Annotated in this window: 13 protein-coding genes; 5 read left to right on the forward strand and 8 right to left on the reverse strand. The window is 56.6% G+C overall.

Annotated elements, in window-relative coordinates; genetic code table 11:
• Positions 1–10: 10 nt before the first annotated feature.
• The 5 genes from RAZWK3B_RS17905 to RAZWK3B_RS22020 all read left to right on the forward strand — a co-directional run bounded on the left by RAZWK3B_RS17905 (position 11) and on the right by RAZWK3B_RS22020 (position 4,136).
• Entirely contained in the window at positions 11–880 is an 870-nt protein-coding gene (locus tag RAZWK3B_RS17905; protein WP_083799263.1) for a glycosyltransferase family 17 protein, read from the forward strand.
• A 452-nt stretch (positions 881–1,332) separates the two neighbouring features.
• Positions 1,333–1,764 (forward strand): IS66-like element accessory protein TnpA, encoded by a 432-nt coding sequence (gene tnpA / locus RAZWK3B_RS17910; protein WP_007811945.1) that lies wholly within the window; start codon positions 1,333–1,335, stop codon positions 1,762–1,764.
• Positions 1,761–2,114, forward strand: coding sequence for an IS66 family insertion sequence element accessory protein TnpB (gene tnpB / locus RAZWK3B_RS17915; RefSeq protein WP_007812645.1), 354 nt, complete (start codon positions 1,761–1,763; stop codon positions 2,112–2,114). Before tnpA ends, tnpB begins: the two co-directional genes overlap by 4 nt.
• Positions 2,115–2,168: 54 nt before the next feature.
• Positions 2,169–3,728: an IS66 family transposase gene (tnpC, locus tag RAZWK3B_RS17920; RefSeq protein WP_007813144.1), complete on the forward strand. Its 1,560-nt coding sequence runs from the start codon at positions 2,169–2,171 to the stop codon at positions 3,726–3,728.
• A gap of 54 nt (positions 3,729–3,782) precedes the next feature.
• Positions 3,783–4,136, forward strand: coding sequence for an HGGxSTG domain-containing protein (locus tag RAZWK3B_RS22020; protein ID WP_007817649.1), 354 nt, complete (start codon positions 3,783–3,785; stop codon positions 4,134–4,136).
• A gap of 449 nt (positions 4,137–4,585) precedes the next feature.
• Here the strand turns inward: RAZWK3B_RS22020 and RAZWK3B_RS17930 are convergent, their stop codons facing one another.
• From RAZWK3B_RS17930 to RAZWK3B_RS17960, 8 genes are all read right to left on the reverse strand, one after another.
• The gene (locus RAZWK3B_RS17930; RefSeq protein ID WP_007817651.1) at positions 4,586–6,058 is read right to left on the reverse strand and encodes a YfjI family protein; all 1,473 of its coding nucleotides are present in this window, start codon (positions 6,056–6,058) and stop codon (positions 4,586–4,588) included.
• Positions 6,055–6,954, reverse strand: coding sequence for a DUF7146 domain-containing protein (locus RAZWK3B_RS17935; protein ID WP_037296229.1), 900 nt, complete (start codon positions 6,952–6,954; stop codon positions 6,055–6,057). The genes RAZWK3B_RS17930 and RAZWK3B_RS17935 overlap by 4 nt, the downstream gene beginning before the upstream one ends.
• A complete protein-coding gene (locus RAZWK3B_RS21965) occupies positions 6,951–7,148 on the reverse strand; it encodes a helix-turn-helix transcriptional regulator (protein WP_157132309.1) in 198 nt (65 codons plus the stop codon). The genes RAZWK3B_RS17935 and RAZWK3B_RS21965 overlap by 4 nt, the downstream gene beginning before the upstream one ends.
• A 66-nt stretch (positions 7,149–7,214) precedes the next feature.
• Positions 7,215–7,889, reverse strand: a complete 675-nt coding sequence (locus RAZWK3B_RS21305) for a hypothetical protein (RefSeq protein ID WP_157132310.1) — start codon at positions 7,887–7,889, stop codon at positions 7,215–7,217.
• Between the two features lie 6 nt (positions 7,890–7,895).
• A complete protein-coding gene (locus RAZWK3B_RS17945; RefSeq protein WP_037296231.1) occupies positions 7,896–9,155 on the reverse strand; it encodes a tyrosine-type recombinase/integrase in 1,260 nt (419 codons plus the stop codon).
• A gap of 418 nt (positions 9,156–9,573) precedes the next feature.
• Entirely contained in the window at positions 9,574–10,530 is a 957-nt protein-coding gene (locus RAZWK3B_RS17950) for a CobW family GTP-binding protein (RefSeq protein ID WP_007817658.1), read from the reverse strand.
• Positions 10,527–10,829 carry a hypothetical protein gene (locus tag RAZWK3B_RS17955; RefSeq protein WP_007817660.1) on the reverse strand — a complete coding sequence of 101 codons (303 nt, stop codon included), beginning with the start codon at positions 10,827–10,829 and terminating at the stop codon, positions 10,527–10,529. The genes RAZWK3B_RS17950 and RAZWK3B_RS17955 overlap by 4 nt, the downstream gene beginning before the upstream one ends.
• A gap of 59 nt (positions 10,830–10,888) precedes the next feature.
• Complete coding sequence (locus RAZWK3B_RS17960) at positions 10,889–11,791, reverse strand: polysaccharide deacetylase family protein (RefSeq protein ID WP_007817662.1); 903 nt, start codon at positions 11,789–11,791, stop codon at positions 10,889–10,891.
• Between the last annotated feature and the right edge of the window lie 9 nt (positions 11,792–11,800).

The raw sequence follows: 11,800 nt of genomic DNA on the forward strand, positions 1-11,800 counted from the left end.
GTTAGGCCTTATGCATGCACCCAAGCTTTATGATTGCTTCCCTTTTTTTAACGAGCTGGATCTTTTGGAACTGCGCCTGCGGGAACTTGACGGCGTGGTTGATCGTTTCGTTTTGGTCGAGGCGCGCGAGACCTTTACAGGGAAACCCAAGCCTCTCTACTTTAATGACCATCGGGAGCGCTTCGCCCCATGGGCCGAGAAGATCACTCATATTGTGGTGGATCGCTTTCCCAAGGGGAGTTCCAAATGGGACAACGAACATATGCAGCGCTCCGCTTTGCAGCAGGGGATTAAAGCGGCTTCGCCGCAGGATCTTGTGATGCTCTCGGATCTAGACGAAATTGTGAAGCCGAACGTTCTTGCTGGACTGAAAGAGCGCCCCCCTTCCAAGGGCGAGGTGTTGTGTTTCGAGTTGCGGCTTTTCCAGTTCTACCTAAATCTCGAAAACACACAGCAAAAATGGTTACGGATTGGGCCGCGTCTGGCGCGGCGCGACATAGTTGGTCGAATTCGAATGATGCGCCAAATCCGTGCGCGTGAGGGTGGCGGACCTCGTGATTGGGTGCGTTTGGCGCGGGCAATTTGGGTGATGCAGCGGCCCGTCTGGCGCCGAACTATTTTGGACGCTGGCTGGCATTTTTCATGGCTGGGCGGTGCTGAGGCAGTGGCTGAAAAATTCTCAGCGATTCCTGATCAGGTAGGTCTCGAGGGCGAGATGGACGAGATGCAAGCGCAAGAGTTTATTCATAGAAATGTAGAAATAAACCACTATCTAAGAGTCGTAGAGATTGATGGGGGCTTTCCGAACACAGTGCGGGAGAATATCCAAAACTACACTCACTTAACGTACCAGCGGCCTTCGAAATCTGAAAGCAAATGAGGCTTTCCACGGATCATCCACTAGTTGATTTGGTCAAAGGGTGCACCGAAAGTCGGACGCGGAGACCCTTTTAATTTCTTGACGCTTGCGTCCATAGGACTCTTCGAGACTTAGAACTGAAGACTTGCTTTTTGAAATGACGCTTGCAACCTTTAGTTGCTTGGGCGGTGACTTTTGAGCCTTCGACTCAGACTGAGGCCGAACAAGGAAGTGGCCATGTGCCAAGAAACGTGAATTTTTCTTTAAATGTTGATCACGTGCTCTGACCCGGTGCGTCCACCACGTGCCCCAAGATCCGCGGTTCTTGGAACTCTGCCATTAACTTCAGATAAATAAATGTTATAATATAACACTCCATCTAAGGGATGTAAGCGGTCGCTGGCCCTCACCTTTTACCCGCTTGTCTGACCTGCGATGCCATGTCCGATGGAGATCGGTGCAGGAGTTTCGCGATGGCGACTACGTTGGAGTTTCTCCGGGATTACGGGGTGGACATAAGGACCAACGGACAGCGACGCTGGCCGGATGAGATAAAGGCTCGGATCGTTGCTGAGAGTTTGCAGCCAGGTGTGAGCGTGAATGCAGTTGCGGCGCGGTATGGTCTTCGGGCGAACCATTTATCGGAATGGCGTAGTCGGGCACGTGATGGCCGGTTGGTTTTGCCTGTGGTTGAAGATGACAGCTTCTGTTTTGCACCGATCGTCGTGTCGGATGGTGGCGGCGGTGCGGATGTGCCGGCTGTCGCCGGGCAGCCCACAAAGCCTGACGGGTTGTCCTGTAAACCCATCGAGATTGCGATAGGTCGTGTGACAATCCGGGTCGATGGCACCACCAGTTCTGACCGGATTGCCGAGATCGTGCGGGCAATCGGGGCGCGGCCATGATGTTCCCGTCAAACCGCGTGCGGGTTCTGGTCTCGACGCAGCCAGTGGACTTCAGGAAAGGTCATGATGGTCTGGCGGCAATCGTGTCATCTGTGCTGCGCAAGGATCCGTTCACCGGCACGGTGTTTGTGTTCCGATCGCGCCGTGCCGATCGGCTGAAGCTTCTTTACTGGGACGGCACCGGTCTGGTGATGGCTTACAAGCGACTGGAGGAGGCAACCTTCACCTGGCCTGCGATCAAGGACGGGGTGATGGCGTTGAACCATGCCCAGTTCGAGGCGCTGTTTGCCGGGCTGGACTGGCGTAAGGTTAAAGCCTTAGAGGCGCGCCCCCCTGCTGCGGCAGAGTGAATCAACCATATGTTTTTGCGTGATTTTACTGGGGCATCTGGGTAGCTATGGCCTATGCAAACTGCCCCGCAACTTGATCTTTCCGCTATCCCGGCTGCGCAACGCGCGGCGGTTCTGGCGTTGATGGAAAAGGTAGCGGCGCTCACAGAAATAACCCAACGGCAAGAGCACCTGATCGCCGAGTTGAACCATGCCCTGCATGGGAAGCGGTCGGAAAAGCTGACCGAGGATGAGCGACAGCTGGCGTTCGAGGATCTGTCCATCGCACTGGCAGAGGTCGAGGTGCAGAAGGAACATCTGGCTGACAGGTCAGGTGACAAGACGACAACCAAGCCTGCGCCGAAGCGCACCATCGGCAATCTGCCGACAGCATTGCCCCGCATCGAAGAGGTCATCGAACCCGAGAGCCTGATTTGCCCTTGTGGCTGTGGCGTCATGCACAAGATCGGTGAAGACCGCAGCGAGCGGCTGGATATCGTGCCAGCGCAGTTGCGCGTCATCGTCACCGTGCGCCCGAAATACGCCTGCCGGACCTGCACCGACGGCGTGACCCAAGCCCCCGCACCATCGCATCTGATCATGGGCGGCCTGCCGACCGAGGCGACCATCGCCCATGTGCTGGTCAGCAAATATGCCGACCACCTGCCACTATACCGCCAAAGCCAGATTCTGGCGCGGGCGGGTCTTGATCTGCACCGCGCTGTGCTGGCCGATTGGGTGGGTAAGGCGGCGTTCCATCTCAAGCCCGTCGTCGACCGGCTGACCGACCATCTGAAGCGATCCAGCAAGCTGTTCATGGATGAAACCACGGCCCCGGTGCTGGACCCAGGGCGCGGCAAAACCAAAACCGGGTATCTCTGGGCACTGGCCCGCGATGACCGACCATGGGGCGGTGAGGACCCGCCAGGCGTGGTCTACTTCTATGCCCCCGGGCGCGCGGGCCAGAATGCCGAAACATTCCTGACAGGCTTTGATGGCATCCTTCAGATCGACGGATACCAGGGCTACAACCGGCTGACCAAGCCTACCCGCAAGGGCGGCAATCCCATTCGCGTGGCCCATTGCTGGGCCCATGCCCGGCGCAAACTGAACGAAGTCTTTGACCGCGATAGATCAGAGATCGCCGCCGAAGGCCTGCGCCGCATCGCCGGGATCTATGCCGTAGAAGCTGACATTCGTGGCATCTCCCCCGGCCAGCGATTGTCTGCCCGCCAGACCCACAGCGCTCCACTGGTCGCGGCCTTCGGTGATTGGCTGCAGGCTGAGCGACGCAAGGTCTCTGCCAAATCCCGCTTGGGCGAAAAGCTGACTTACATCCACAATCACTGGGACGGGCTGCAGACCTTCTTGGCTGATGGTCGCGTCGAGATCGACAACAACCGCGTCGAAAACATGATCCGACCGATCGCTTTGAACCGCAAGAACTCACTCTTCGCGGGTCACGACGAGGGCGGCATCGCTTGGGGCCGCATTGCCTCGCTCATCGAAACCTGCAAAATCAACGGCGTCGAGCCCTTCGCCTATCTCAAGGCAACCCTCACAGCGATCGCCAATGGCCACCCGCAAAACCATATCGAAGACTTGCTACCGTGGAACTTCAAGCCGTCAAGCTAAGCCGTCAGTGTTGTCCAGCGAACGCTTACTAAGGGATAATGGGGAGGCGTGATCATGTTCACCAAAGGCAATCAGATCGGTCAGCAAACGCGTCTTGGCCCAAACTGGCCCGGCCGTCGCTGCGGAGCCAAAACACGGGCCGGCAAGCCATGCCAAAAGCCAGCCCTGCGCGGGAAAGCCCGCTGCCAGCTTCACGGCGGCAAGAGCACCGGACCACGGACCGAGGCCGGACGCGCAAGGATTGCTGCCGCCCACACAACGCATGGGCGGCTAATGAAAGCAAAACGCGCTGAGGCCAAGCGGCGGGCCGAGGTCGGGCGGGAGATCCGTGCTGAGCTCAAGGACATCGCAGCGCGGGCCGTGGCCTATGGGTGGTTGGATTCGGACTGGAAGGAGCAATTCGACTGATCACCCGTCCTCGATTTCAACTTCCTCGGCCAATGGACCAAGGAACTCGCGCAGAGCGTCTTGGGGCGTTTGGTCGGGGGGTAGTGCGCTTTCACGAGTAGCATATCGCATAGTGTATCGCTCCCCCGATGAAAAATCGAAGCGCGGATATTTTTGTTTCGCCTATAGCGACAAACCCGCACGACGACGTGCTTCGGCCCAAGCCTCAGCCTCCGCCCTTTGGCGAGGCTGTCCGCCATCATATTCGCGAATTGCGGCGCGTTCCTCGAAGAGATCGTGGGCAAGCATCTCCGCTGTCATCACCCCCTTCGGATATTGTACAATCTCCTGTTGGCCCGGGCACCGCCCGGCAGACGTACTTCGGTTAGGACGATTAGGATGATTAGGATTGGCCTGCCGGTTTCGTGCAGCCTTCAATGCGGCTACGGTATCGAAGCTAAATATGGCCATCATTCAACCTGTCGCATGATGCGCCATGCTTCTTTACGGGCCTTGCCAGCGACCTGCGCTCCATTTTCCTCCTTCACCCACCCATACGTTTCGAGGCGCTGAAGTGCCTTGCGCGCTCTGTCAGTCACCTTGAAAGGTCCACGCTGCGCGGCGACTCCAGCAGAGATAAACGGCTCACTCCAAGACTGAAGAAGCCAACGTCGCATGCGTTCAGCATCAGCAACTTCGGGAGGCACAATCGCAGTATCCGCGAGACGGGCTGCTTCGTTTGCATAAAAGGTGGCAATTTCGATAGCTCCAGCCATTGTTTTCCCACTAACCTCCGGCGCGTCGGGATTGGCATAGATGGTCAGCACTGCTGCTAGGCGGGCGGCATGTTCTGCCGTTTTCGAAGCAAAGGCTCGGACATCTTCAAAAACGCCGCTCGCCGCTTGCGCGCGTTCAACCTCTCTTGCAAACCGCATCAACACATCCCGGGCTTCAATTGAGAGCGGTAAGATTGGTGGCTCGAGTTCATTGCGCCGACCATCCACTGTAGGTAAATCACGAGAAAGGAGCGCCTTGGTGCGGGCGGCGAAGCGCGCAATCTGGGTCTCTGCAACCGCATCTTGCTCCATTCGCACCCGCGAGCCAATGTGGGATACGGGACGGCATGTCAGGAAACGGGCTAGAAGCCCTTGTCCGTTAGCCATCGGATCAGAGAGCAACTCTTGTGCGGCTATTGGTTGTACAAGGAGATGCACTGAAAAGCGCCGCCCAGTGTAGGCTTCTACGCCATCTCCGGCCCGCCATCGATCAATCCGTGATCCGTCCCACATGGCGCTAAGGCTGGCACAGGTTGCAAGGCGGTTTTCAGCCTTCATGCTGTGGCCACCAATCATTGCCCCGCCTTCCTCGCTCATGATGCCCAAGCTGGCTTGCAATTCTGGGAGGTGTTTTACAATTCCTTCGATAGTTGGCGCGGAGGCTACGATATACGGTTTCAACGGCGCCTGCGGCTCAGGGCCAAGGGCCTCGAGATCAACTCTTTTTGATGCATTGTCCGCTTTCCTATTGCTGATTATCTTATTTCGCGCCGATTTCCAGAGTTCGTGACCGTCCCGCCATAAACTATGTTCGAGGTCATAATTCATGCGAAGTTCGGCTTCATAGTCTCGCACGCCCTTCATTGCGAGACGGTCAGCTGTGCTCTTGCGTTCGCCGCTCTCAGCGACTGTCAAAAGAAACAGGCTTGCGGGCGCACTTCCGTTAAGCGTTTGCGCATCTCGCAGCCCCTGTACCGCTAAGGATGCCGCTGCAAGAATGGAGGCTGCACACATGGCGACCGGAGCCTCAGTTGCGCTTGCAATACCCATAGTAGCTGGAGCCAAAACTCCCAAAGCATCAACCGGGAAGGGTGCAGCTTCAGGCATCTCTCGTAGCAAAGGTGTCGGGCCTTCAGGTTCGAAGGGGGTCATATCTGGGCGGTTCATGAGTTACCCTCCTGTTTGATCAGGCGATCATTCCAGTCTGCTCCATCGCCGGGATCCATAATGTCGATATGCCAACCCTGTGCATGCGCACGCTCGGCGAGGTTGTGCCCCGCGAGACGACCGGCCTTGTCTCCATCAACAGCAACGATCAACGACGGACGTACGTTTCCGAATCCTCCTAATCGGGGCAGATTCAGTCGGGACATCCCACTCGCCGACAAGGCAGCCCAGACTGCCATTTCTGGATCGTCATACAAAATGGACGCTGAAAGCGTACTTTCGATCCCCTCGCCAACCATCAACGGTCCCGGTCCCAATCTGAGCCGTACTGCTCCACCAGCAGCAGCACCAAGCATCGCTTTAACTGGATCAACTTTTGCTTTTCCGTGGCCATCGCGGCTTAAGTAGGTTCGATGGACCGCAAAGTCGTTTCCGCCTTCAATGGTAGCGACCATTGCAGGGAGGCGCTTTGCTGAGGCATGCCAGCACGATGGATGATAACGCAAAGTATTTGGCAGAGTTCCAGTTATCCCGCGGCTGCGTAAGTAAACCTCAGCAGCGGTATTAAGGATCGATTGTGCCGTAGACCAGTTTGCAAGCGCCTGTTTAGCTTTTTTCGCATCCAATGCCTTTTGCTCCGCTGCGCGTTTAGCAAAAACGGCCGCATCAGGAGGGACATACTCGCCAGATTTGATACCCGTTGCTTTTAATATATCCCCAAAGCTGCAGCCTGCTTTGTGGCAATAAATAAGTAGCCTGCCGTTTCCACCATCTGCGATAGACAAAGCATTTTGGTCGCGGCGTCGTTCGGGTTGACAGACCGGGCAGGCGGCGCTGCCGGAGCGTCCATGCCATTTGCCGCCCAGATCACGGGTCAGGGTTGTGGCCTCAATCATTCCGCACCACCTTCCTGACCACCAAGGAGAGTTTCAGCGCTGCTTGCAGTGACGATCGTGCACCCGCCGATCCGAACGACTTTGAGACGCCCACTTCTGATGAGTTTGTAGATTGTCGTCCGCCCAAGTCCGCTTGCTTGGCAGAGTTCTTTGATGCGGTATCCGAGGCGTTGGTTTCGTGAAGGTGTGCTCATGTCCGGCTCCGTCTGATGGCGTTTGCTGGACACTCTCAAGAAAAAATTGGCCTCCAAAATCGGCCGTTAATTGGCCGTTTTTTTCTTGGCTGATTTCGGTCGGCCAGCTTTGCGCCGTGGACCGAGCTCACGTATTCGTTGCCGAGTAACCTTATGGTTGGGGTGGTCATTAACCGCCATCGCTAAGAGCTTGTTTCTAGGCAGAAGCCTTTGTTCCTCTGAAAGCGATCCCCACCACGCCTTTAGGTTGGCATCGGGAAGTGTCGGTCGTTTAGTTTCCTGCCGATACGGTGAATTGCCTGTGCCAAGAAACTTGCGAAGCTGCCCGCGGATCATGGTAATATCACGGTAGTGATCGGACCGCGCAAAGTGAGGCGTCGTGTAGGGTTCATCTGTAAAGCTAAACCACAGCAGGCTTGGTGGTCCAAATCGGAGGCCATCGATGCGATAATCGAAGGCCGCAAAAGATTCGGCAGTATGGGGAGCGATAGGTGCGATTACTTCTGATCCGTCTGGCCCGTCTTCAGGCACGAATTTGCCAAGTAAGGCGAGGTCGCCTGCGGATACTCTTTGCAGGAGCGATTTGAGGGTGGCGTTAAACGTTGTGAATGCTTCAGTCCTCGTGAGGCCGAAATGTTGTGCATTCAGTGCTTTAGCAAACCGCTCTCCCGGAACTTCAACGCCAAACGCGGCGAGCGTCAACGCGGCCGTCAATGGAATTCGTTCAGCTGCTTCCGACATCGACGCTTAAACTGCCTCTGCATTATCGCAAGTGACCACCAAGCTGGCGCAGTAGTCTGCCCATTCATTCATGAGCAGCCGTCGCTTTTCAAACAAATCACCCCGCCGGTAGGCTGCCTCTGATTTGTTGCCAATCGTATGAGCCAATGCAGCCTCACAGACTTCATGTGGGAATGATGTGGTCTCAGATGCCCAGTCCCGGAAGCTCGAACGAAATCCGTGGACTGTCACTGCATCCTCAATGCGGCGTAGAAGCATCGACATCGCCATACCTGACATGGCTCCGCCCCGTGGGCCGGGAAACAGGTGTCTTCGACCAAGTTGATGCGTCTGGCGCAAGATCTCTACCGCACGCTCGCATAATGGCACTCGGTGCTCTCGAGCCGCCTTCATGCGCTGTGCTGGAATGGTCCATGTCCGGTCCGCAAAATTGATCTCATCCCATTCAGCGCCAATCACTTCGCCTGTGCGGGCTGCGGTCAAAATAAGAAACTCGAGGGCAAGCGCCCCCGTCGCAGAGCGCTCACGCAGCCGGACTATGAAATCCGGTATGCCCCTATAGGGCAGGGCTGCATGATGCCCGCGAGATAGTCGCTTGCGCGGTGGTAGAATCTTATCGAGATGACCACGCCACCGCGCGGGGTTTTCGCCAGTTCGATGCCCCCTAACCTTTGCCGCGTCGAGGATACTCTCTATCCGACCTCGTAACCGGCTCGCGGTCTCGCTTTTTGTGCCCCAGATCGGCTCTAAGACCCGCAGGACGTGCTGTGTTTCAACGTCTTTCACAGCCATGTCTCCGATGACGGGGAAGACATAATCTCGCAATGTATTGTGCCATTGCTGCCGATGCTTCGCATTGCGCCATGTGCCCTCTCGGGCGCTCAGGTAATCACTGGCGGCTTCTTGAAACGTGACTTGTTCGGCTTCATGTAGCAAATTCTCTGCAGCCGCTTCAGCCAAGGCCTTTTGGCGTTCTGATAGCGGATCAATACCTGCTTTGACCTTCAACCGGTAAATCGCAGCTAAGTCGCGTGCCTCTGCGAGGGTGAGTTGGTCACTCTGCGACTTTTGCATAATAGCGATTGCTTCTGGACAACGAGACAGTCCCATGTCTCGCGACTTTCCATTCAGCATGAAGCGGAATACCCACGACCGTGCTCCGCTCGCTTTAACAAGCAGATACAAGCCGCCGCCATCAGCATGCCTGCCCGGCTTTGCATTTTTGACTTGCAGTGGGGTGAGCGCATTCGAAATTTTCTTTGGCATCTTGATGGAGCCTGCTATTGTTACCAAAAAAGTTCCACTAAAATAGGGTGGTTTTGCGCGAACCGCAACGGACAATAGCGGCGACAATACGCTTCCTGAACGTCCTGAAGGCCTATTTTCAAAAGATATTTTCCACGCAGACGGTCAGCGCCGTACGTATGTTAGGCGGACATCGTCTCCGCCACTTCCCCGAGGTGTTGAAAGCTTAGGTGCAGCATTACCCTGCATCGCGTCTTCAGCTTAGGCGTCTGCGGTTCACGGCCCATCCCTCTCTTGGACAGATGGCCAAAGTCTTATTCGCCTGATTTCAGGGGGTTAGCTCAAGGGCCAGACGCCTGTATCACTCAATGACGGGGAGGCCCGAGATCGTTTCCCGTCTTTGCTCAGTCATCCAGGTAAATTACGCCGTTTGTCGGGCCTAGCCGCGGGTGAAATAATCCAGTGACCGCCGCAGATCATCGCCTTTGTATCCACGCCCGATGAAAACGATCTGGTTTTGACGTTGAGCTGCCTCGGCCGGCAGAAATTCGGGGGGCTGCACGGACTTTCGCACCGCTTGTAAAAGCAATGGACCGGCTGGCGTGTCGAAGACACCCTTGACGCGGACCAGGTCATCGCCACGCGCATAGATAAGTGCCGACAGCCAAATAGAAAATGTGGCCCAGTCCACATCGTCCGGGATGTCGATTTTCGTGGGTTGGATCGGCTCTCCGCCATCCGAAATCCGGGGCAAATCATAAGGTGGTACAGCCGGCAAGTCCGGCAAGGCGAAAGGCTCGCCCTTCACCGCAGCCTCGATCCTAGCCACCGGATTGAGATGGCGCACGGTTGCAACGACAGTGGCCAGCACAGCATTGGGAACAGCATCCACCTTTGTCAAGATGATGCGGTCGGCCGCTTCGATCTGCGCCCGTCCCAAATGCTCGGTGCGCAATTGGTCCGCCGCATTCATGGCGTCCACCAACACGATGATCTCGGCCACGCGGATGTGATGCACAAGCACGCTGTCTTGCTGGATGGCATCCAGTATGGCGGCAGGATCGGCAAGACCGCTCGTTTCGAGGACAATCTGCGGAGTTTTCCGGTCTTCGGAGTTTTGCCGACTATGGGCATCACACAGCGCCTTGAGCGCATTGACAAGATCATCCTTGCCCGTGCAGCAGGCACATCCGCCCGACAACATCGTGACGCCTGCGGATTGAGATGCCAGCAAAGTGTCGTCGACCGGAGTTTCGGCAGCTTCGTTGATGAGAATATGGGCCTTGCCGAAGGCACCTTCGTAAAGCTGATGGCGCAGCCAGGTTGTCTTGCCGGAGCCAAGGTAACCACCAAGAATGGTCAGCCGAAGACGGCCATCTTCAGGCGGCGCGATCATGAGTTGGGTTCGGCGGCGGTGAACCGGGGATCAAGCGGATCGATGGGGTGGCCCAATTGCTGCGCGGCTTCCTGCCATACGGCTTCAAGATCAGGCAGCAATGTGGTGCGACCTGAAAAGGAAGACAGCGCAAAGCCCGGCCCGTGCCCGGGGGGACGCGCCTTGAAACCATAGCCATTCAGCAATCTGTTCAGGATCTGGGCACGGCGCATTTGCAGCCTAAGCCTGTCGCCGGCGTTATCGGCACCTGCGTCGGTCCAGTGGCCAGGGCGTGTCGGGAAACCGCATGCATTGCACATCTGAACACCTCATCGAATTGCGGACGGGGCAGCGCGCATGGCGCTGCCCCTTTGCCATGTCATATCACTTCAGGACGCTTGTCGCTGTCGAACGGGAAGCGCTGGCGGAAGTCGTCCGCAATGGTGTTGAAATCCACCCATTCGACGCCGGAATGCGTGTTGATATACTCGATCAGCCGCTCGAGCATCAGCAGAACCTGCGGACGGCCCGCAACGTCGGGGTGAATGGTGATCGGGAAAACGCCGTAGTCCATTTCACGATAGACCCAGTCGAACTGATCCTTCCACATCTGCTCGATATCACGCGGGCTGACAAAGCCGTGGCTGTTGGGCGCGTTCTTGATGAACATCATCGGCGGAAGATCGTCGACATACCAGTTTGCGCCGATGTCCACGAGGTCGATCTCTTTGCCGTGCTTGAGCGGATGCATCCACTCTCCGGCGGTCTTGGAATAGTCGATCACATTCCATTCGTCGCCGACACGGGCATAGAAAGGCTGGAAATCTCGGTAGCTTTGGCTGTGGTCATAGGAAAATCCGTACTTGCCCAAAAGCGATGCAGTCACGTTGGACATTTCCCACCAAGGAGCGACATAGCCCTTGGGGGCTTCGCCGGTGAGTTTCTTGATCAGTTCGATGGACTTGACCAGAACATCCTCTTCCTGAGAAGGGGTCATCGCAACCGGGTTTTCATGCAGATAGCCATGAGCGCCAATTTCGTGTCCCGCCTCGACGATCATGTCCATCTCTTTCGGAAATGTCTCGATCGAGTGGCCCGGGATGAAGAACGACGTCCGCATCTCGTATTTCTTGAACAGGCGCAGCAGGCGCGGCACGCCGACTTCAGTCGCGAAGATGCCGCGCTGGATGTCGTTGGGTGAATCTCCCCCGCCATAAGAGCCGATCTGGCCCGCGACAGAGTCGATATCCGTGCCGAAGGCACAGTAGATTTTCTTGGTCATTTTGGGTCT

Source organism: Roseobacter sp. AzwK-3b (genome assembly GCF_000170875.1).
Lineage (GTDB): Bacteria > Pseudomonadota > Alphaproteobacteria > Rhodobacterales > Rhodobacteraceae > Roseovarius > Roseovarius litoreus.

What these genes read in the sequence shown, in the direction of transcription:
- RAZWK3B_RS17945 (WP_037296231.1), bottom strand. Translation starts at nt 9,155, where the DNA reads ATGCCAAAGAAAATTTCGAATGCGCTCACCCCACTGCAAGTCAAAAAT.
- RAZWK3B_RS21965 (WP_157132309.1), bottom strand. Translation starts at nt 7,148, where the DNA reads ATGAGCACACCTTCACGAAACCAACGCCTCGGATACCGCATCAAAGAA.
- RAZWK3B_RS17930 (WP_007817651.1), bottom strand. Translation starts at nt 6,058, where the DNA reads ATGAACCGCCCAGATATGACCCCCTTCGAACCTGAAGGCCCGACACCT.
- RAZWK3B_RS17960 (WP_007817662.1), bottom strand. Translation starts at nt 11,791, where the DNA reads ATGACCAAGAAAATCTACTGTGCCTTCGGCACGGATATCGACTCTGTC.
- tnpC (WP_007813144.1), top strand. Translation starts at nt 2,169, where the DNA reads ATGCAAACTGCCCCGCAACTTGATCTTTCCGCTATCCCGGCTGCGCAA.
- RAZWK3B_RS17955 (WP_007817660.1), bottom strand. Translation starts at nt 10,829, where the DNA reads ATGTGCAATGCATGCGGTTTCCCGACACGCCCTGGCCACTGGACCGAC.
- tnpA (WP_007811945.1), top strand. Translation starts at nt 1,333, where the DNA reads ATGGCGACTACGTTGGAGTTTCTCCGGGATTACGGGGTGGACATAAGG.
- RAZWK3B_RS22020 (WP_007817649.1), top strand. Translation starts at nt 3,783, where the DNA reads ATGTTCACCAAAGGCAATCAGATCGGTCAGCAAACGCGTCTTGGCCCA.
- RAZWK3B_RS17935 (WP_037296229.1), bottom strand. Translation starts at nt 6,954, where the DNA reads ATGATTGAGGCCACAACCCTGACCCGTGATCTGGGCGGCAAATGGCAT.
- RAZWK3B_RS17905 (WP_083799263.1), top strand. Translation starts at nt 11, where the DNA reads ATGCATGCACCCAAGCTTTATGATTGCTTCCCTTTTTTTAACGAGCTG.
- tnpB (WP_007812645.1), top strand. Translation starts at nt 1,761, where the DNA reads ATGATGTTCCCGTCAAACCGCGTGCGGGTTCTGGTCTCGACGCAGCCA.
- RAZWK3B_RS21305 (WP_157132310.1), bottom strand. Translation starts at nt 7,889, where the DNA reads ATGTCGGAAGCAGCTGAACGAATTCCATTGACGGCCGCGTTGACGCTC.
- RAZWK3B_RS17950 (WP_007817658.1), bottom strand. Translation starts at nt 10,530, where the DNA reads ATGATCGCGCCGCCTGAAGATGGCCGTCTTCGGCTGACCATTCTTGGT.